This is a genomic window from Methanolapillus ohkumae (genome assembly GCF_032594355.1).
Lineage (GTDB): Archaea > Halobacteriota > Methanosarcinia > Methanosarcinales > Methanosarcinaceae > Methanolapillus > Methanolapillus ohkumae.
Window position 1 is genome coordinate 691,111 of record NZ_CP131061.1, and the last position, 21,003, is coordinate 712,113.

The window sequence follows — 21,003 nt, forward strand, 5'->3', positions numbered from 1 at the left end:
ATCAGACCTCCTTTTTGGTCACAGCTCGGAAAATACGGTGAACCGCTTCGGCTTTTGCAAAGTCGCTCTTCGTCGGGTCAATTCCATCTTCACCGTACATGAATTGAACAATGACACCGCGCGTGTCCCGAACCGTCCAGTCGTGCTGAACCTCAAGATCCTGAAGCGCATTCACAAGCCGCCTTTGGAGGTAACCCGACTGCGACGTACGCACCGCCGTGTCGACCAATCCTTCACGGCCGCCGATAGAGTGGAAGAAGTATTCGGTTGGATTTAAACCGCTCTTGTAACTGGATTTCACGAATCCGTGCGCGTCTGCGCCCAGGTCCCCGCGCTCAAAGTGCGGAAGCGTCCGGTTGCGGTAACCTCTGTTAATTCGTGCTCCACGAACGGCTTGCTGGCCGACACAAGCTGCCATCTGCGTAATGTTCAAAATCGAACCACGCGCTCCTGACCGTGCCATCATAGCCGCCGGATTTTCAAGACCCATGTGCGCATCCGCAATCTTTCCGGATTTGTCACGCGCTTTACCGAGTTCCTGCATAATCCGCATTTCAATGGTTTCATCCAATGTTCTTCCCGGTAACGGCTCCAATTCTTCCGCTTCATACGCTCGAATCAGCCCTTTCACGGTTTCTTCCGCCGTTGTCAGCGCCATGTTGATTTGAGCCTTCGCTTCTGCCGGAATGTCTTCATCCGCAATACCAAAACTCAATCCCGTTCGCATAACCGCCCGAATCGCTAATTTAGTCACATCGTCGACGAACTGTGCGCCGCGGGTGGTTCCGTATTCTTTGATGATGGTGTCCAAAATTTTGCCTTTAAAGGCTCCCATCGCCATTTCATCAATGGTTCCGGCCAACAGCTCCCCATCCTCAATCATCACATAAGCATCGGTTTTTTTGTCTTCTTCCACATCTTTTGTTCCGACTTCGGAGGAGAACGACACATTGAGTCCTTCCGGCAAAATTTGACTGAAAATCTGTTTTCCGGTCCAGTACGGATTGCCGGCATCATCGTTTCCGGCCGGTGCCGGAAGCTCACGAATATCGGTTTTACGAAGCAAGTCGAGCGCATCGTCTTTGTTAATGCGTCCGGTCACAGGATTATCTTTTCGAGTCAGCAAGAACATACCTGAAATGTGGTCGTGAATGCCGCCGACAATCGGGCCGCCGAAACGTGGCGATAAAATGTTTTCCTGAACCTGAAGAAGGATTTTCGCTTCTGCCCGGGCCTCTTCGGTTTGAAGAACGTGCATGTTCATTTCATCTCCGTCAAAGTCAGCGTTGTATGGCGGGCAAACCGCCGGATTCATACGGAATGTTTTTCCATCTAAAACCTTCACGCTGTGCGCCATAATACTCATTTTGTGCAAAGACGGCTGACGGTTGAAAAGAACAACGTCCCCATCCCGCAAATGCCGCTCGACAATCCAGCCGAACTCTAATTTTTCGCACAAATCTTCCGTATTAATGTCGGAAATCTTGATACGGCCGCCATCCGCACGAATCACATAGTTCGCGCCCGGATAATTGGTCGGGCCGCGGCGAATGTGGTCCTTTAAGAAATCAATGTTGCGCTCCGTCACGTGTTCCGGAATGGTTAAAATGAGTGCGATTGGGAGCGGAACTCCAACCTCATTGATGCTCAAATCCGGGTCCGGAGAAATAACGGTACGGGCGGAGAAGTTGACACGTTTACCGGACAAACTGCCTCTGAAACGTCCTTCTTTTCCTTTCAGCCGCTGGGAAAGCGTCTTTAAAGGACGGCCGGATCGGTGGCGTGCCGGCGGAATTCCTGAGACCGAGTTGTCAAAGAAGGTGGTTACGTGATACTGGAGAAGTTCCCACAAGTCTTCAATAATGAGTTGTGGAGCACCCGCATCCCGGTTTTCTTGGAAGCGCTGGTTAATCCGGATAATGTCGACCAACTTGTGCGTCAAGTCGTCTTCACTGCGCTGTCCGGATTCCAAAGTGATGGATGGGCGAACCGTCACCGGTGGAACCGGAAGAACCGTGAGGATCATCCATTCCGGGCGGGCGTTGTCCGGGTCCATGCCAATCACACGGATGTCTTCATCCGGAATATTCTCAAAGCGGTCCCGAATTTCGGTCGGCGTCAAACGCTCGCCGTTTTCAATGTATTCGGTCGGCTTTTCGAATTTAATGTCGCCTTGCTCGGCGCCGCAGTACGGGCATTCTTTCGCTTTACTGGCTTCCTTATATACTTCGTTAATCAAGTCGTCCGGCATTTGTCCGATGTCTTTTAAAGAACCGAGGTAAGCCAAATAATCCGCTTTTTGATTCTCTTTTAAGAGGAGGCGGCTGCATTTGCAGCAAACCGACCGGAGCAATTTGCGGATGGTTTTGTTAAAACCGACGTGAATCACCGGGACGACCAACTCAATGTGGCCGAAGTGGCCCGGACATTCGCCGGCTTTGGAGTGGCAGGTTTTACATTTCAGTCCCGGGTCAATGACACCAAGACGGGTGTCCATCAATCCCATCTCAATCGGAAAACCGTCCTCATCATATGTATCGGCGGTAATCACGTTCGTCGCACTCATATTTCTGATTTCTTTGGGGGAAAGCAGACCGAATTTAATCGCAGAAACTCTTTTCGGAATCTGCTGAACTCTTCTCGTAGACGGAATCATTATACCGCATCCTCAAGTTTTAATCTCGGCGCAACACCGAGAGATTTAATTTCATCAAGCAGAAGCTTAAACGAATAACTCATTTCGACCAGGTAGATATCGGTGTCCGCGCCGCAGTTCGGGCAGACCGCCAAATTTCTCTGTTTGTCAAACGTCGCGATCATACCGCAAGCACTGCAAACATATTCTTCATCCTTGTCGGACTCTTCCAATAATCTTTCTTTTAAACACATGGCAGCTCCATGTCCGACCAAAACGTCGCGCTCCATTTCTCCGAAACGAAGACCTCCTTCACGGGCACGTCCTTCCGTCGGCTGGCGGGTGAGCACCTGAACCGGACCGCGGGACCGGGCATGCATTTTGGAGGTGACCATGTGGTGCAGTTTTTGGTACAGAATCACACCGACGAACACATCGGCCGGAATCATTTTTCCGGTGACGCCGTCATAGAAAATTTCTTTTCCGGTATGGGCAAATCCGTGTTCTTTGAGAGATTTGCGGAGTTTGTCTTCATTGTCACCGTTTTCCGCTGCCGTAAAGGCGGTCGCGTCAATCCGGCGTCCTTCCATGGACCCGACTTTTCCGCCAATCATTTCAAGAACGTGTCCGACCGTCATACGGGACGGAATCGCGTGCGGATTAATCATAAGGTCGGGAGACAGGCCCGATTCGGTAAACGGCATGTCGGCAATGTTCACTTTCAGGCCAATCACACCTTTCTGTCCATGACGGGACGCAAACTTGTCGCCGATGTCGGGAATTCTTTCATCCCGAACCTTGACTTTCGCAAGCCGGGTTCCGTTGATGGACTCGGTTAAAATAACGGTGTCCACAACTCCTTTTTCATTGGAGCGCATCGTGACTGAACTTTCCCGGCGCTGGTGTCCGAATCCGGCGTCAAGTCCCGCGTTTTCTTCCAAAAATCTCGGCGGGCTTGTTTTTCCGATTAAAACGGCATTTGGAGCGGCATATGTTTCCGGGTTGACCAAACCATCTTCATCCAGTTCGGCGTAGGCTTCATGGCTTCTTGCGCCGCGGTATTCCGAGTCGGGGATTTCGAATTTGTCTTCTTGTCCGCCCGGGTAGCGGCGTTCTTCGCCTTCAAACGTCCGGATAAAGTGGCTGCGGCCAAGGCCGCGTTCTATGGACCCCCGGTTGAAAACGAGTGCGTCTTCAATGTTGTAGCCCTCGTATGATAAAATCGCGACCACGAAATTTTGTCCGGCCGGCCGCTCATCAAATCCGATGGATTCACACGTTTGCGTGTAAGTCATCGCTTTTTGCGGGTAGTGCAAAATATTGGCGCGGGTGTCGGGTCGTAATTTGTGGTTTGCGGACGACACACCGATACACTGCTTAATCATGGCGGCGCCCATCGTACATCTCGGTGCCGCGTTGTGTTCCGGATATGGAATCATGCCGGAGCAAATACCCAAAATCAAATCCGGGGACAGTTCCAGATGCGTGTGTTTGGGGGTGAGGTCGCGTTCATGAATTCCAATGAGTGTGTTTTCTTCTTCTTCGGCATCTAAGTATTCGACAAAACCCATGTTGACTAAGTCGTCAAAGGTCAGTTCGCCGTTTTTTAACTTTTCAACATGGTCGTTTGTAACCATTGTTTTTCCGTTTTCCACGACCAAAAGCGGGCGTCTGGCCCGTCCGATGTCGGTGGAAATAATCACTTCTTTGGTGTGTTCCAAAAAGGCAACGTTGACTTGCCGGGAGAGACGTCCTTCACGCCGTGCATCCCGAATATTGGAGACCAACGCTTCCGGATCGTCATGCGTTCCGATGAGTTCTCCGTCTAAAAATATCTTTGATTGAATCATTCGTCCATTCCCCCATCGTAATCCATTCCGCCCAAAAAGTCATCGACATCATCAGCCGGCCGGGAAGGTCCGGATGTGTGTCCGGCATCGTCGTCGCCGAATTCTTCGGGTTTTTTGGTTCCGGCTTTTTCTTCAAATTCGCTTTCAAACTCTTCTTTTTCATGGTCAGCGTATTTGATTTCAACAACTTCCGGCTGAATGAACCGGAATTTCTCAACGCCCATTCCGTAAAGCAATTGTTTGATGGGTTCCACATCGTCGGTTCCGGTGGATAACTCCACCATTTCGGCAAAGTTTTTCACGAGACCGCAGTTGGGACCTTCCGGAGTTTCCGAGGGGCAAAGCCGTCCCCACTGGGTCGGGTGCAAGTCACGGGCTTCAAAGTGCGGTTGCGCACGGGAAAGCGGGGAAATCACACGGCGAAGATGGGAAAGTGTGGAAATGTGGTCGTTGCGGTCCAAAAGCTGAGACACACCGGTCCGTCCGCCGACCCAGTTTCCGGTGGCAAGCGGGTGTTGGAGGCGGTCGGTGAGAACGTCCGCGCGAACAATCGTGGCCACGTTTAATTCGCGGTTACGCATGTTGGCACGTTCGAGTTGGTATTTAATGTCGCGGGACAAGCGGTTAAAAGAGACACGGAAAAGGTCTTCCATAAGGTCGCCGGCGAGTTTGAGCCGTTTGTTGGAATAGTGGTCTTTGTCGTCTTCGTCTCGTTTTCCAAGCGCCAATTCAAAACAGGATTCGGCCATTCGGGCCAGGAAATTGGCTTTGGAAATGCGGTCGTCGGGCCGGTCTCCCAGGTGCGGAAGGAGGTAGCGGTCCAAAACGTAGTTCGCGCGTTTGATTTGATATTCTTTGGCTTGTCCGGCGGCAACGCGTGTTCCGATTTTTTCAATCGCGGCTTGCATCGAGTCGACTTCCGCCTCATCTAAGTTTTCAAGCATGAATTTAACAATTTCAGGGTCGCCGGAAACGGCAGTCACGATGTCTTGATCGGTGACAATCCCAAGCGCCCGAATCAATGTGATGAAATTGAGACGTCCGGTGATGGAGGGGAAGGATACCTCCAAGAGAGATTTGCGTCCGCGTTCGACAACAACGAGGGCACGGTAGCCTTTCTTTTGAGAGAAGACTTTTGCGACTTCGATTTTGTCGCCATAGCGTTCACCGTATTCGGTTAAAATTTTGTTGGGCGCTAAGTCCTCCAATGTCATGACGACACGTTCGGTTCCGCCGACAATGAAGTATCCGCCGCAGTCGAGGGGATCTTCACCATGCTTTATTTTTTCTTCGGTGTTCATACTGATTAAGTTGCAGACTTTGGATTTGAGCATAATCGGAAGCTGTCCGATATTGGCTTCGGTCGGCTCTTCATAATTTTCAATGCCGTCTCGAACCACCATCATCTGAAGGTAAAGGGGCGCGGAATAGGATAAATTCCGGAGGCGGGCTTCATTGGGGTAAAGCGGTTCAATCGCGCCGTCGGCTTCTTTGACAACCGGCACGCCCACTCGGATTTTTCCGAGTTTTAAATAAGTTCCTTCAATATCGGTTTCAATAATTCTTTGTTCATCGATGATTTTTTGAAGTCCCGAATCCAAGAATTTATTAAAGGAATCGATATGATGCTGGACAATTTTTTCCTGGGTGAAATAGTATTTCGCCAGGGTACGCGTATCTAATGTAATAGTGAGCACCTTCTTTGATTTTTAGAGATTTTCCCAAAAATTTTTTTGATTATATTTCTTTTCGATTTTTGAGATGTTTTCAAGCGTCGATACAGTATTGTTCCTGTGTTGTTTTTCTCAGCGGATTATTTTGACCGGCCGCAAATGTTTATTTTTGCGACAAATCAATTTTAAAAGCTGATTTTTGGAATTTTGTAAACGGGTTGATGTTCATTTCAGATTTGTTTTTTATGTCGATTGATTTTGATTATGTTTGCTAATATTTGTTGAATTATTTGTTGAATTATTTTTTAATTATTTGTTGAATCATTTGCTAAATTATTTTTATTAAATCATTTGTGTTATGATATGAATTCATTTTTTATCAAAAATTGATAAACAGGATACATTTTGATTGGAAATTTTGTTCAGGATTTTTCAATCATTCTAACCTGATTTCTGGGGCATTTCGCACATGTTTGGCTGCCCGGATGTCCGAATCGGACCTTTGAATTTTTAGTATTCATAAAAAGCGATTGAGAAACCGCAAAAGAGTGGGGGGTTATGCCCGGATTTTTCGCAAGAGACAAACATTTGTTTTCATAAACCGCATGCTCAAGTAAATGATCTGATTGCGTTTTATGATTTCGCGTTAAAAAAGAAAATATTGTTTCAACTCCTTGGAACAGAGCACCGCAAGCAGCGGAAAGTCTGTAAGCGTGAGGCGTTTTCAAACTATTTTGATGAAAAGCGAACATGTCAAATGTGTTAAATGTGGAAAATTTTTCAAACATTTATTTGTCCCGACACGGCCGGCCGCATCTAAATGCAAATCATCGCTCTTTTCCTGAAAATCCGCTGTTTGCAAACAATATGCCCAAAAAACATCTTCAGAACGTCTTTTTAAAAAAGGGGCGAAAGAGTTTACTTTTGCAGGATTTGAAAAAGTGAAGAACTTGAATTTGATTTGACCGATTTTGTTTATTCAATGATTCCGATAACGAGCCGATAGTAATAGGCTTCCGTCGCGGTTTGACTTTTTCTTGTAATCTTGACGACATCGCCGAGCTTGGCCCCGATTTCATTCACGATCGGGTCGTCGACTCGGATTTTGGGAAGCTGCTCTTTTTCAATCGAGTAGGCTAAAAGTAAATCGGCAACTTCATCGTCGTCTATGATTTCGTGATATGGGACCGATTCATGATCAAGCAGTTTAAACTTTGTCAAATCGTTCTCCTCCCGGAAAAATTATTTCTTTGGCACAAGAATTTTAAGAAAAATCATCCGTTGTCCTGCAATTATAATATCAGGTCTTATTATATGATCTTAATTATAATTGAGATAACACTCGGCGATGATTCCATCTTGTCCATCAAACATGTTAAAAAAATGGCGGGCCCATAGGGATTTGAACCCTAGGCCGACTGGTTAAAAGCCAGTCGCTCTTCCTGGCTGAGCTATGGGCCCCGAATGTTGATTTATGTTGTAGTTCTGAAGTAGAACGTAAAACATATTTGTCGTATTTATATGTTTTGGCTTGCGGATGGATGTCTTCAAAAAAAGGGGTGGTATATCAGGATAAATCATTTTAAATCGAAATCATTTTTTAAAAAATGTCTTGGGAACATATATAATCCATGACTTTTAGTTTAAACACGTTTTATCCTTTTTAATGATTTTTTCATTTTTTTTCGGAATTTACCCTTATTTCATTTCAAGTTTTATTTCAAGTGAGAATTATGTCTTTTAAAATACTCGAAAAAGAAGAGTTGGCCACCAGTGTTTTTAAAATGGTGATTGACGCGCCGGATGTGGCCCGTGCGGCCCGTGCCGGTCAATTTGTCATTGTCCGGACGTTTTCAGACAGCGAAAGAATTCCGCTGACAATTGCGGATTTTGACCCGGATGCCGGAACGGTGACGATGGCGGTCCAAGCGCTTGGGAAAGGAACCAAACAGTTAACTAAACTCATGCCGGGCGATTCTATCGCGGACTTTGTGGGACCTCTCGGAACGCCGGCCGATGTTAAAAAAATCGGAACGGTCATATTGGTCGGCGGCGGCGTTGGAATCGCGCCGGTTTACCCGCAAATTCAGGCGTACAAAGATGCCGGAAACAGAGTGATTTCAATTATCGGCGCCCGAAACCGTGGGCTTTTGATGATGGAAAAAGAGTTTGAGGAAGAAAGCGATGAATTTTATGTGACGACGGATGATGGTTCCAAAGGCCACCACGGATTTGTGACCGATATTGTTAAGCAATTGCTGGACAAAGAGCGGGCCGGCGCCTATGACGGTCCGAAAATCGGGCGTGTTGTCGTAATCGGGCCTCCGATTCTCATGAAAGTTGCCACCAACATGATGGCGGCGTATCCGGATGTGGAAATTATTGTCAGCATCAATTCCATGATGGTGGATGGTACTGGAATGTGTGGTGGCTGCCGGGTGATGGTGGGCGGCGTTTCGAAATTTGCGTGTGTTGACGGTCCCGAATTTGACGGGCGGCTTGTGGATTTTGACACCGTGATGAACCGGCTGATGATCTACAAAAAAGATGAAACGGAAGCTTCGCAAAAATATGACAAAGAATGCGAAGGCGGCGTTTGTTCCAAAATTTAAATTTTGAAAATTAAAATTTTCAAAATTTTATTTTCAAAATGTTTTTCAAATATAGATTTTTCAAGTTTGTATTTCCGAATCGTTTTTTCAAAATTTTTAATTGAATCAAAGTATGGATGAATTTTATGGTGGATATGAAAAAAGCGGGCAAAGCCGGACGTATGGAAATGCCTGAACAGCCGGCGGTTGTTCGAAGAAATAATTTTGATGAGGTGGCACTGGGCTATTCAAAAGAAGACGCGATGGCGGAGGCTTCGCGTTGTATTCAATGCCGGGTTCCGCGGTGTGTGGAAGGATGTCCGGTCAACATTAATATTCCGGTATTTATTGACTTGGTCGCAAAAGGAGAAGCAAACGCGGCGGCGGAAAAAATTTTTGAAACCAATTTGCTTCCGGCCATTTGCGGGCGGGTCTGTCCGCAAGAAACACAATGTGAGGAATTGTGCATTCTGGGCCGAAAGGGACAGCCGATCGCAATCGGTCGGCTGGAGCGATATGCGGCGGATGAGATGAGAAAAACGGGCAAAAGCTGCAAAATCGGAGACAGTTCCGAGAAATCGGCTGGTTGCAACAAATCGCCGACCGACAAAAATGTAGCGGTTATCGGTTCAGGTCCGGCCGGACTCACAGCGGCGGCTGATTTGGCAAAAATGGGACACAATGTAACGATTTTTGAATCCTTACACTTGCCAGGTGGCGTTTTAACGTACGGCATTCCGGCATTCCGTCTTCCTAAAGACATTGTCGGTGCGGAAATTCAAGATGTTTTGGATTTGGGTGTGGCGCTGAAAACCGATTACGTGGTCGGCCGGATTAAAACGCTGGACGAGATTGCGGACGCGTACGATGCGGTCTTTTTGGGAACCGGTGCGGGTCTTCCGAATTTCATGGGAATTGAGGGTGAAAATTTAAACGGCGTTTATTCCGCGAATGAATTTTTAACCCGTGTCAATTTGATGAAAGCGTATCAGCCGGATGCGAACACCATGATTAAAAAAGGAAAACGGGTCGTGGTCGTCGGCGGCGGAAATGTGGCCATGGATGCCGCGCGGTGCGCGCTTCGGCTGGGGGCGGACAAAGTCACGGTGGTCTACCGCAGAAGTGATGCGGAACTTCCGGCCCGGCGGGAAGAAATCGAGCACGCCAAACATGAAGGAATTGACTTTTGTTTCCTCGCAAATCCGACGAAAATCATTGGCGATTACGGGGATGGAACGCCGCAAAACCGGCGGTTTGACGCAAAAGCGGTGGAATGCATCCGAATGGAACTCGGCGAGCCGGACGAATCCGGACGCAGAAGCCCGGTTCCGGTGAAAGGATCCGAGTTTACGATGGACGCGGATGTTGTCATTATCGCGATTGGAACGTCCCCCAATCCGTTGATTTACAAAGGGGCTTCCGATGTCGGACAAACGAAGCGGGGAACGGTTGTGGTCAATGACAAATTGCAAACCACGCGGTCCAATATCTTTGCGGGCGGTGATATTGTCACGGGCGCCGCAACAGTCATTTCGGCCATGGGCGCCGGAAAAAAAGCGGCGAAAGAAATCGATGAATTTTTGAAGAAAAAGTAAAATGAGTTTATAAATAACAAAATCAGAAGAGATGGTCACAATTTTTTTGTGACCCCCATCTTTTTTAAAAAACGTAAAAAGCAGAAAGTGTAAAAAATGAAGCGGGTCAATCAAATAATTTTGCACGCTTCCTCAAAATTCAATCTCGGATCGCGCGGATGTAATTTGCTTTTCATGCCGTATCCTAAATTGCACAAGAAATTGGATGTCCATTTTCCGTCCGGGAAGAATTCTTTGTCAACGCCCGCGCTGTTAAATCCGCCCATCGGTCCGCAATCCAAACCAAGAGCTCGGGCGGCCATGATGAGATAAGCGCCTTGAAGGCAGCTGCTTTGAAACATTACATGCTGTGCGAGTTTGGGATTGCTTTCAAAAAGAGACATCATATCCCCGTGCGGGAAAAGCCGGGGCATGTTTTTGTAAAAGGTGTTGTCGCTTGCAATAATGACGGTCGCCGCCGCTTCTTGAACTTTTCGAACGTTTCCTCCGTCCAAATGCGGAATCAGCCGCGCTTTGGCTTCCGGGCTTTTGACAAAAATAAAGCGTCCCGGCTGGCAATTTGCATAAGTCGGCGCCAGTTTTAAGGTGTCATAAAGTTGAACAAAAACTTCGTCCGATATCGGTTTGTTTTCAAAATATGTATATGTACGCGCTTCGTTAAAAAGAATATCCATTGATTTTTTGTCAATTGTGAACATGATTTTACACCTCATCTAAATTGATTTTTGTATTTATTTAGAAATTTATATGTTTTATTTCATTCCCTCTTTCATTTTCTATTTCTTGGCGCCGCCGCGTGCGTTATCGCAACAAATTTTTAAGGAAAACCGGCGAAAATGGCGGGTGGGCTTTTGATTTATATTTGATGAAAGATACGCTGTAATCTTATTTTTAATTTTACAGTTTGCTGCGTCTGTTTTTTATTTTACAGTTTGCTGCAATCTTATTTCCATAACATATCTATTCATATTAATAATCCGAGAAATTCGGATGCGAAACGCATCCGAATTTTCGGGAGGGATTGCTTGGATTGGGCAATTGCAGTTTATTGCTTATTGTTTTTGGTTTGTTTATTTTTGGTTTGTTTATTTTTGGTTTGTTTCTTTTTTACTCTGTCCTTTTCCTTTCGGTTTCGCCGCCGGTTTTTTTGATGAAACGCTGACCGCTTTTTGCGCCGCGTCTTTTGCCGCCTGCAGAATTTCCGGCTTTTCTTTAACATCGCCTGCACTCCAAACGCCTTTTGCGACAACCGTGTCCAAAATTTCAACGCCGACATAATCCAAAGCGTCTTGGAACATTCCAACAACGTGTGATGCGGTTTTGTCATCCGTGTCTTCCATTGGAATCACCAATATCGCTTTTTTATTTTGGAAAATGGTTTTTGAAATTCCGTACCAGCGGTCCATAAACACTTTCATTTGCGCGGTCGGACCCCACCAATAAACCGGCGTTCCAAAAACCCAAATGTCGGCCTCCTTCATTTTTTGGGCAAGGGAATCCATGTCGTCATCCAAAATGCATTTCCCGCCCGGAACGTGGCAAGCGTCGCACGCCGAACAAAACCCGATGTCGACGTCCGCTAAGCCAACAATTTCCATCGAAATGCCGGCATCTTCCACCGTGCTTTGAATCATTTCCATCAATATTTCCGTATTTCCCCGCCGCCGCGGACTCCCGCAAAACCCAATCATTTTCATTTTAAGTTCCACCTCAAATTGATCCATCTTTTCAAACCATCTCTTTCAATTTTGTCGGTTTTTACGGATTGGATGAATTCATTCATGTCGGGACGTTATTTATACATTTTTATAAAAAATTTAAGATTTATAAATCCCGAGAAAAGAAAACTTTTTTTTAAAAATGAAAAATCGGACATTATTTTTTTTCAATCAATACTTTTTAATAGGACAATTGGCTTTCTATAATCCCGCAATGCCCGGATAGCCTAGTCGGTTGGGGCGCCAGACTCATAGGGAAAATAAATGGCGTCTTTTCGGACCTGAATATTTCGGTTCCTGAGACATCTGGAGGTCGCGTGTTCGAGTCACGCTCCGGGCACTTTTTTCTTTTTCAGATAATTGATCCTGTTTTTGCATTTTTTTACATTTTTTTACATTTTACATTTCCGTGAAGTTACGATAGAAATTATTTTGAAAAATTATGCAAAATCATAAACGAAACGCTAAAATGTTATGTATTATAGAAAAGTCAAAAAAGAGTTAAGGGACCCGCCAAGTGTGCATCGTTGAGAGGCCCGGCAGGTTCTGTTAAAATTTTTAATGTGTTTTTTAATATTTATAGGTTACTGATATGAACTTTCACATCACAGCCCCATCTTATATCTCAAAATCGCGGCAATTCCGCCAAAGGACGCCAGTTTTCGGCCCGGCTCAAACTCCGTGCTCAGAATAATCACTTTTCCTTGGGACCGCTCCACTTCTTGCATCATGCTTTCGATTTTGGTGTCGGTTTTGCCGTCGGCCGCTTCCCGCTCCTCTCTTAATTTTTCATCGGCAACCAAAAGCGTTTCTACGGCACCGAAATCAATCGCGTTTTGAACATCTGCAGGGCCGTAAGCCGCTTTTCCATCCAGGGAGACCTCTTTTAAAAATGCGTCCATGTAATTCGTTTCCCGGGAAATCCGGGACTCATGCATGATTTTATCAATTGAGCCTTTTTTGAGAACTTCCAAGAATCCCGAAACGCCGATCATCGAACTGTCTTCCGTAACGGACTTCGACGCAAGGTCCGGATACGCTTTTTTAAAATAAATCAAAAAATCATCCTTGGTAAATCCCGGGCCGCACAAAACAATCGCGGCACCGTCCTTGTATACGAAATTCAATTGGTCGGCGATTTCCTTAAAAAAAACATCCCGAAGACCGTTTTCACGTTTTCCGGACGATTGCCGGATGTGAGAATACGGCTCAACGCCGTAGTGGCGGACTAAACCAATGTCAGCGTCGCCCTCTTCAATCCCGACAATGACGACCGACGGACGCTTGGACGCTTCCTCCGCTTCGTTGATGCGGTCGAACTGGTCGTTTTTCCAAATCTCTTTCGCAATGGTTAGACTTGTTCCTTCCTCAATGTTGAGCGTATGATGCATACCCATGTCCATTCCGGAAACAATCACCCCATGAATGCGCAAGCGGTTTGCGAATTTGTGAAACTCCGTACTTTCCACCCGGACGCCGAGGCGGACTGTTACCTTTTCCAATTTTTCCGGACGGATTTTGTCATCCGCCCCTTCCGGCTTTCTCTTGGTGAGCGCAAAAACGACATCATTCGGATCAATAATGTATCTCAGATGCCACAAATCTTCCAGCGTGTCGGCAAGAAGAGTGATTTCGCCGGTCCGGCCCTTCATTTCTTTTTTCATCACTTTCATCCGACTCACGCTCCCAATTTTTTGATTATTCAGAATTTATTTGAATTCTGAATTTATTTGATTATTTTAGATTATTCCCCGCTCTCTTCCACCGGCATTTTTCCATCGGGGCCGCTCCTAATATCTGATTCTCCCGGCGGCATCGCCATCGCAATCAAATCCGGCGACGAAATTTGTTTTAAAAATTTCTGGTCTTTCACCTCATTCATGTACAGCCGATATATTTTTTTGGACAAGTCATTCTGATTGAATTTTCCCGGAATGACTTCAATAACATGCTTCGCCCGCGCTTTGACGGCGGAAATCGGGCCGCCGATTATACGCGTCTCATCGTCGAGTTCAAGCCCGACCGCCAATTCCAAAGCGACGTCATTAAAATACTGCCGCTCCCCTCGGATAATGAATGAACCCTTGGTGACATATTCCCCGCTCTCCGGCGTTTTAGACACCTGTTCCGCTTTAATCATGTAGCAGTCCCCGGATGCTTTTTTGCCTTTCCACAAACTGGAATGGGAAACCGCAAACGTCGCCGCCTCCATAAGAGTCGTAGGAGGAACCTCCCGCCCTTCCGTTTTAATGACTGTCAGCGGTGCTCCCGGCATCTGAGTGTGAAAGACCAAGTCCCGCTTTTCCATGTATTTCTTAAAAATTTCCTCATTGGTATCCGAATCCCGGCCGCCGACCACTAAAAATCCGTCGGAGGAATAAAACCATTTGAACCGGTCATACCAATGCTTTTTCCTCTTAAGAACATAAGTTGACGCCGATTTTTTATCTTTGTCCTTGTCCTTTTTGTCCAAAGCCGCCTGCGTATCCAAAATGGCTTTCTTGGCGCCCTCTTTCTTTTTCATGAATTTTTTCGCGGCATCGTAATACACATTCGCATTCTGCGGAATTGTTTTTCGAATATCCAAAACCGCTTTACATTCCTTTAAATCTAATGTCACAGACGCGTCCGCCGGCTGAATGGAGACAATCGACATGACAATATCGTTTTTCTTTTCTTTTTTCGCGTCGTTGATGATACGAATGATTTCATCCCAAGAATATCCCTTCTCCCGGGACGCCGAAAAAACAGAAAGAACCGACTCAATAAAAGAATAATGGGCATAAATGGTTTCCGCGATTTTCGTATTCTTTTCAATTTCACGGTCAAATTTCGCCATCGTTTCCGTTTGCTGCTTGAGCCGCCGCTCATAAACACCCAATTTTTTTTCGTGCTTAACTTCTTCCTTTTTCACGACAATGGCATTCAAAGACGCTTTTCCAAAAGTTTCATCGAGCGCTTCCGAAAAAGAAGCCATCGGAATTTGAGAAAACGCCTTGTATTGAACCAAATCAAAGGCAACCACGTCGAAAATTTCAAACCCGTCCGGCAAAACAAACGCCGGTTTTTCTTCTTTTTGAGCGGCGGTATCCGACACGGACGCATCCGGCGCGATAGCATTTTGGTGGATGGATTGAGGTGCGGCTGTTTGCGTTTGCGGTTCAGTTGTTTGCGTTTGCGGCATGGTTTGAATTTTTGAAATGGAAGAAGAATCTGTCTCCGCTTTTTTGTCTTTGGAATTTTTAATCTCTTTTAAAACCAGCGCCGGTTTGAAATTTCCGGATTGAATCGGTGCCAACATTTCCGAAATTGCCGCGTGGATTTGCTCAAATTCCGCGTCCGTCAACTCTTTGGCCGGTTTGGATTTGTCCACCGCGCAGCGTTTGAACACTTCCTCCGAATAAAGTCCGCCCAAATTGAAATTGTTTGCCAGTGTCCGGATAATATCTTTGTCCGAATCTCGGCAAACCATTTTGATTTCATCCACACTTGTTTTAAGCGGATTGTATTGCTCGGCGGGCAACTCATACGTTTCTCCCGAGCGGATTCTCCGGTCCTTAAACGTGACCGGCTTAAACGGCAGTATAATTTTTTCATTTTTGTCCAGCAAAATAATATTCCCGCGGGAAAACAGTTCGGCCACCAAAATAGTTTCTTCCCCGCCACGAATGATTCCGATTTTTACGATCCGGTCAAATTGATGCTGCTCAATAAATGTAATCCGTCCGCCCATAATGTGTTTTCGAAGGAGCATCGGAAAACCTTGAGGAATTTTTGGAGATTCTTTTAAATATTTGCTGAGATGAAGACGCTTACCGCTCTCGATGATTAAATCATCCCGCCCTCTTTTGTGAATGTAGAGGTTAATTCGAATTTCATTTTCAGCCGTTTGATAAATTTTTTCAATTTTTCCGTCGATGAGGGAATTGCCGCCGGTCGACAGTTCGGCAACGATGGCGGAAACATCGGCACTGGTCATTTCTTGCTTCATTGTGAGGAGATATAATAACAAAATATCTATAAATATTAGGAACATTAGAGATTTGTCAAAAATTTGAACATTTGATTTATGGATTAATTTGTAATTTTTATAATTTATTGATTCGTATTTTGTAATTTGTTGATTGGCATTTTGTATTTATTGATTGATTGATTGATGGATTGATTCGTATTTCATTGAATTATTCGGATTGCAACATTGAAATGGTTGGGATTGGGGGACACAGATCTTGGATGAATTAACCAAACGGTATTTGAAAGTCAAATTTCAATCCCATTATAAATCCTTAGACCTTCGCCTTCCGCCCTCCTTTCTTCAACGGGAATGGGGATTTATTTCCTTTGATCCGATGCCGGAAGTCGTCATGAAGCGGCACAAATCGTTTGGCTCGTCCAATGAAGTGTCGGAATATCTCATCGGCATGGCACCGGCGCATGCTTATTATTCTGTCGCGTATTATGAACGGCCGGGAGCGCCCCGGATGGACCAAAAAAATTGGCAAGGTGCCGACTTGATTTTTGACTTAGACGCCGACCACTTGCCGGGCGCGAAGCGGACATATTCCGATATGCTCGACCACGTCAAGCAAGAATCCATAAAATTATCCGACTTTCTCCTTCATGATTTTGGATTTTCTGAAGAAAAAATCGAACTTGTGTTTTCGGGCGGACGTGGATATCACTTCCACATTTATGACCCAAAAATCGCAAAACTTGACAGCGCCGAACGCCGGGAAATTGTCAATTATATCAGCGGCCGGGATCTGGATTTTAAATATTTTTTCCGGGAAGTCGGAATGGCCGGAGACGCCGGCGCGGGGACATCCGAATTTAAGGGAATGCGGAAGATTCCGACCAAATGGATTTTGGAAGGGTATGAAACCGGGTGGGGCAAGAGGATTTCCGGATATGTGACAGAGTATTTGCAGACCGAAGTGAAAAAAAACAAAAAGGAAATGTTTAAAGATTTAAAGGAAAATAAAATTGCCGGAGACACAACCTTGAAAAAGTTAGCGGCATTTGCCGCGGATGAAGCGCTTTTGAATGAAATTGCACAAAAAGGACGCCTGGATTTTCCGGTGAAAGATTTTAAAACCATTATTGAATATATTATCCAAAAAACCGCCGCTGACTTGGGCGTGGATGCCGGCGCCAGCGTGGATGAGCCGGTGACGGGCGATATTAAACGTTTAATCCGGTTCCCGGGATCGCTTCATGGCGGTTCGGGTTTTGAGGTTCAAACCATCCCGCTTTCCCGGCTGCCGGATTATGAACCGTTGACCGATTCGTTGGCCTTTGGGGACAAAATGACCAAAGTAAGGATTTTGCGCCCGTTTTCGTTTGAATTAAAAGGACAAAATTTTTCCGTGGAAGAAGGACCGGCGGAATTGCCGGAATATGCTGCCGTTTATTTGATGTGCCGTGGAGTGGCAAATTATGGATCTTGATAAAACGCTTGAAGAGATTAAACAAACCGCCCGACGTGAGCGGGGACGCGACTTAAAGCCGATTCCATCGGATTTTTATGAAACCGCCGCTGCCGCCGTTAAAGAACTGGAAGCGGAGATGATCAAAAACGGGCGGCCACGTTCCGTGGAATATAAAATGCTTGAAGATGAGTTGTCCAGCATTGTTTTTGATATCGAGACCGTTTTTATGAAACGGGTTGGAAAAATTGTGGAGCGGGCAACATCAACTGCTTTTACCAATTCCAAAACCGGCCTTTTGAAAAAAGACTACGACAAATTGCTTGCGCAAGAGCGGGTTCTTTATGAAAAAGTGTTGTCGGCGATTGGGGAGTCGCGTGACAGCATGATTTCGGAAATTACGGATGATCATGACGCAAGTGCCGCATCCAATACAAATTCTAAAGATGCCGACAAAAAAGCACCGCCATCCGACAAACCCAAAGACTTGGAAAAGAAAATGTCTTCCGGTCCGCAACCCGCTTCCAATTCGGGGGCTGCGCCACATCTGCCGGTGGATTCATCGGCAAATATGATGTCCGGATCTGTTTCCAAATCAGCTCCTCCCGTTTCTTCTCCGTCCCAAAAGCCGGAATCTTCCACAAATATTATAAATGAGAAATACGTTTCAGTCCGAATATTAAAGGATTTACCAGAATTCATGGGCGAGGACAAACGCACATATCGGCTGCATGAAAATGAGGTTGTACAGCTGCCTCATGCCAATGCGCAGTTGCTGATTAAGCGCGGTGTCGCTCTCCGTATTCCCGGCAGTTCCGAAGGCAATCCGGAGTCTTAATTGATTGCGGATGTGCGTCTTAAAAGAGTCAACCATTTTTTGGGAAAAATCAATTCATTTGATGATTTTTGATTTTTTTGTCTCTTTTTCCGGCAACGGATCCTTTTATTATTTATTGATTCCATGAGAGTTTATTCTCGTGAGAATATCAGGAATCGCAGGTGAAGTATCATGAAAATGCCAAAGAAAATTAACACTTATTGCCCGTTTTGCAAAAAGCATTCGGAGCATGTTCTTGAAAGAGTCAAGAAAGGAAAAGCTTCTTCCTTGACCATGATTGCCCGTCAGAAAAAAAGACAAACCGGTATTGGTAACGCCGGTAAGTTCTCCAAAGTCCCCGGAGGCGACAAACCGACCAAAAAGATTGCGTTAAAATACAGATGCAGTCTTTGTAAGAAAGCGCACCAGCGCCCGGGATTCAGAGCCAAGAAATTTGAATTTGTGGAATAAGGAGTTGAAAAATATGGATTATACAAACCGCCCAAAAAGCAGATTCTTGCGTGTCAAATGTAACGACTGTGAAAACGAGCAAATCATCTTCGGAAGTGCCAGCCGAAAAGTCGTCTGCAATGTCTGCGGCCGCACCCTTTCGGAATGCACCGGTGGAAAATCGGTCATTACAACCCACATTCTCGAAGTTTTAGAATAAAACTTTAAAAATTAGATTTAAAATCTTGTTTGAACCATTTTTTGGTTCAAACTTTTTTTTATTTACGGATACATTATCCATTTTTTTATAAAAAATCATTTTAATTGTGGTGCAGCCTCAATTCGCGAAGCGAATTCTTATCATCTTTTTCTATTTTTACTGAAAAATTCCGAAGCGAAGCGAAGGAATTTTTGAATTCACCGGTGGAAAATCGGTCATTACAACCCACATTCTCGAAGTTTTAGAATAAAACTTTAAAAATTAGATTTAAAAATTAAAATATTGTTTGAACCGATTTGGTTCAAACTTTTTTTTGTTTTTCCAAAACAGTACGATATTTTTTATTGTTTTATTTACTTTAGTCATGATTACAATTTCTGCTGTCATAATTCAGGCAGAGTATCAACAATATACGTATTTTTCATACGTTGCGAAGAAAAATAAAAAAAAGAAGATATTCTTCTTTTCTTTTTTTAAAATAAATTTAAAATCAAAATTTGAACCAAAATTCAAACCGGAAATTAAATCAAAATTAAAGTTCTTTGGTGTTTTTCCAAACACCGTGAATGTTGCAGTAAGCCAGCGCGCCAAGGGCTTTGAAGTCGTCGAGTTTGACTTTGAATTTGGCAGATGGGTCGGTAAACGTCGGCGCAAGATCTTGGCGGCCAAGGTAAATGACCTGATTTGTTTCTTTTTTGATACCGTAAAGCTCAATCCAAACGATATGATGCTCAACGGTGTTGGGGTGCGGAACTTCTTTTCCAACAGTGACAAGCACAAGCGTCTCATCTTTTCCACCATGGTTTTTCAAGATGTCAATTATCGGGACGTGTTTTTCCTTTCCTTCTGTTTCAGGCGCTTTAAAGAGAGTTGTAAAATCCATATTTTTTCCTCCATTTGTTTGAAAAAAAATTAAACAAACATTAAGAAATACAATTACTTATTAATAATGATTTCTATTAATAATATCTTAATTCATAAGCATGAAATAAATATCATTAATTATCTTATTTTTATTATATTAATTATGGAATCTTATTAAACCTTTTCATCTAAAATAAAATATATACAATCATTTCAATTGAGTTCATGTCCATTTCATGTGAATTCATGATTCACTTCATATGAATTCATGAATTTCAATTGAGTTCATGTCCATCTCATGTGAATTCATGATTCACTTCATATGAATTCATGATCCATCTCATTATAGATTTAACCCATTCAAATTTATCCCTCAAAGAACAATAAAAAATTAAAAAGAGGAAAAGTATGCGTGTTGGAGCTCAGGAAAAAATAATATTGGTTATTTCCATATTTGTGATTGCGCTGGCTCTTATTTTTACGGCTTTTTTGGAGACCGGAGTTTTAAATCCAAAACCGGCATTTGGTCCCGAAATGGTTCAAGTGAGGGCGCCGCCTGGATTTCATGATGTCAAAACGTCGGAATTTTTCATTGAAAATGAAACTTCCGGCGGTGGTAATAATGTTTTGGGATATTCCGGGTTTTATGCGTATGTGACTTATGAAGATCAACTCACCCCAACGGAATTGGAATTTTGGGAAATGCCGCTTTCCGATATTTTTCATTTTTTTCAAAAACCGGGGAATTGGATGAAACCGCCCGGGGACAATCCGAATAATGAGCCATCCGGCGTTGCTTTTATAAATGTGACGAACACAATTTCATCCGGCAGTGCCAATGAAATGGCGGCCGGTCTTGCCGACATGCATTTTATCCGGTCCGGCAACGACAGCCGTTTTGTTATGAAAGATTCCGTCAATTCCATGCCTGGATACCGCTACGCTTACACAATTCATGAATCCGGCAAGGATGTTTTTGTCTGCGGATACATCTGGACGGTCGGCAATATTGTGGTGACGGTGGACGGAGTCAATGTCGATTCCAAACCAATGAAACTTCTGGCGAAATGTGTCCGGTTTGAATGAAAAAAGATTTTTGTAAATGTTTGTAAATGATTTGTATATAATTTTATTAAATATTTAATATTTTATATTGATAAAAGA

General features: G+C 44.6%; 16 protein-coding genes and 2 tRNA genes. 8 read left to right on the forward strand and 10 right to left on the reverse strand.

Annotation, left to right across the window (positions count from 1 at the left end; all coding sequences use genetic code 11):
- Window position 1 precedes the first annotated feature (1 nt).
- From MsAm2_RS02810 to MsAm2_RS02830, 5 genes are all read right to left on the reverse strand, one after another.
- Window positions 2-2,656, reverse strand: coding sequence for a DNA-directed RNA polymerase subunit A' (locus tag MsAm2_RS02810; protein ID WP_338098289.1), 2,655 nt, complete (start codon window positions 2,654-2,656; stop codon window positions 2-4).
- Window positions 2,656-4,485 carry a DNA-directed RNA polymerase subunit B gene (rpoB, locus tag MsAm2_RS02815; RefSeq protein ID WP_338098290.1) on the reverse strand — a complete coding sequence of 610 codons (1,830 nt, stop codon included), beginning with the start codon at window positions 4,483-4,485 and terminating at the stop codon, window positions 2,656-2,658. Before rpoB ends, MsAm2_RS02810 begins: the two co-directional genes overlap by 1 nt.
- Window positions 4,482-6,173 (reverse strand): DNA-directed RNA polymerase subunit B'', encoded by a 1,692-nt coding sequence (locus tag MsAm2_RS02820; RefSeq protein WP_338098496.1) that lies wholly within the window; start codon window positions 6,171-6,173, stop codon window positions 4,482-4,484. Before MsAm2_RS02820 ends, rpoB begins: the two co-directional genes overlap by 4 nt.
- 960 nt (window positions 6,174-7,133) lie before the next feature.
- Window positions 7,134-7,379, reverse strand: a complete 246-nt coding sequence (locus tag MsAm2_RS02825; protein WP_338098291.1) for a DNA-directed RNA polymerase subunit H — start codon at window positions 7,377-7,379, stop codon at window positions 7,134-7,136.
- 163 nt (window positions 7,380-7,542) lie between these two features.
- Window positions 7,543-7,619: transfer RNA gene (locus MsAm2_RS02830), tRNA-Lys, on the reverse strand.
- A 272-nt stretch (window positions 7,620-7,891) separates the two neighbouring features.
- Here MsAm2_RS02830 and MsAm2_RS02835 point away from each other — a divergent pair.
- Both MsAm2_RS02835 and gltA read left to right on the forward strand, forming a co-directional pair.
- Window positions 7,892-8,770: a sulfide/dihydroorotate dehydrogenase-like FAD/NAD-binding protein gene (locus MsAm2_RS02835; protein ID WP_338098292.1), complete on the forward strand. Its 879-nt coding sequence runs from the start codon at window positions 7,892-7,894 to the stop codon at window positions 8,768-8,770.
- Between the two features lie 125 nt (window positions 8,771-8,895).
- On the forward strand, window positions 8,896-10,344 hold the full coding sequence (gltA, locus tag MsAm2_RS02840) for an NADPH-dependent glutamate synthase (protein ID WP_338098293.1): 1,449 nt from the start codon (window positions 8,896-8,898) through the stop codon (window positions 10,342-10,344).
- Window positions 10,345-10,454: 110 nt separating this feature from the next.
- Here the strand turns inward: gltA and MsAm2_RS02845 are convergent, their stop codons facing one another.
- Both MsAm2_RS02845 and MsAm2_RS02850 read right to left on the reverse strand, forming a co-directional pair.
- Window positions 10,455-11,042, reverse strand: a complete 588-nt coding sequence (locus tag MsAm2_RS02845) for a malonic semialdehyde reductase (protein ID WP_338098294.1) — start codon at window positions 11,040-11,042, stop codon at window positions 10,455-10,457.
- A 387-nt stretch (window positions 11,043-11,429) separates the two neighbouring features.
- Entirely contained in the window at window positions 11,430-12,068 is a 639-nt protein-coding gene (locus MsAm2_RS02850) for a flavodoxin family protein (RefSeq protein WP_338098295.1), read from the reverse strand.
- 210 nt (window positions 12,069-12,278) lie between these two features.
- Here MsAm2_RS02850 and MsAm2_RS02855 point away from each other — a divergent pair.
- Window positions 12,279-12,402 (forward strand) — tRNA-Met (locus MsAm2_RS02855).
- 265 nt (window positions 12,403-12,667) lie between these two features.
- On the opposite strand, the gene MsAm2_RS02860 is transcribed toward MsAm2_RS02855, so the two are convergent.
- Window positions 12,668-13,735, reverse strand: a complete 1,068-nt coding sequence (locus MsAm2_RS02860) for an mRNA surveillance protein pelota (protein WP_338098296.1) — start codon at window positions 13,733-13,735, stop codon at window positions 12,668-12,670.
- A 71-nt stretch (window positions 13,736-13,806) separates the two neighbouring features.
- The gene (rqcH, locus tag MsAm2_RS02865) at window positions 13,807-16,053 is read right to left on the reverse strand and encodes a ribosome rescue protein RqcH (protein WP_338098297.1); all 2,247 of its coding nucleotides are present in this window, start codon (window positions 16,051-16,053) and stop codon (window positions 13,807-13,809) included.
- Window positions 16,054-16,291: 238 nt separating this feature from the next.
- Here rqcH and priS point away from each other — a divergent pair, with 238 nt between their 5' ends.
- From priS to MsAm2_RS02885, 4 genes are all read left to right on the forward strand, one after another.
- Window positions 16,292-17,509 (forward strand): DNA primase catalytic subunit PriS, encoded by a 1,218-nt coding sequence (gene priS, locus MsAm2_RS02870; protein WP_338098298.1) that lies wholly within the window; start codon window positions 16,292-16,294, stop codon window positions 17,507-17,509.
- Window positions 17,499-18,326 (forward strand): DNA replication complex subunit Gins51, encoded by an 828-nt coding sequence (locus tag MsAm2_RS02875; protein WP_338098299.1) that lies wholly within the window; start codon window positions 17,499-17,501, stop codon window positions 18,324-18,326. The genes priS and MsAm2_RS02875 overlap by 11 nt, the downstream gene beginning before the upstream one ends.
- 171 nt (window positions 18,327-18,497) lie before the next feature.
- Complete coding sequence (locus MsAm2_RS02880; protein ID WP_338098300.1) at window positions 18,498-18,776, forward strand: 50S ribosomal protein L44e; 279 nt, start codon at window positions 18,498-18,500, stop codon at window positions 18,774-18,776.
- Window positions 18,777-18,789: 13 nt separating this feature from the next.
- A complete protein-coding gene (locus tag MsAm2_RS02885; RefSeq protein ID WP_338098301.1) occupies window positions 18,790-18,975 on the forward strand; it encodes a 30S ribosomal protein S27e in 186 nt (61 codons plus the stop codon).
- Window positions 18,976-19,507: 532 nt separating this feature from the next.
- Here the strand turns inward: MsAm2_RS02885 and MsAm2_RS02890 are convergent.
- Window positions 19,508-19,858 carry a class II SORL domain-containing protein gene (locus MsAm2_RS02890; protein WP_338098302.1) on the reverse strand — a complete coding sequence of 117 codons (351 nt, stop codon included), beginning with the start codon at window positions 19,856-19,858 and terminating at the stop codon, window positions 19,508-19,510.
- Window positions 19,859-20,247: 389 nt separating this feature from the next.
- Between MsAm2_RS02890 and MsAm2_RS02895 the strand changes: the two genes are divergently transcribed.
- A complete protein-coding gene (locus tag MsAm2_RS02895; RefSeq protein ID WP_338098303.1) occupies window positions 20,248-20,925 on the forward strand; it encodes a hypothetical protein in 678 nt (225 codons plus the stop codon).
- Window positions 20,926-21,003 lie beyond the last annotated feature (78 nt).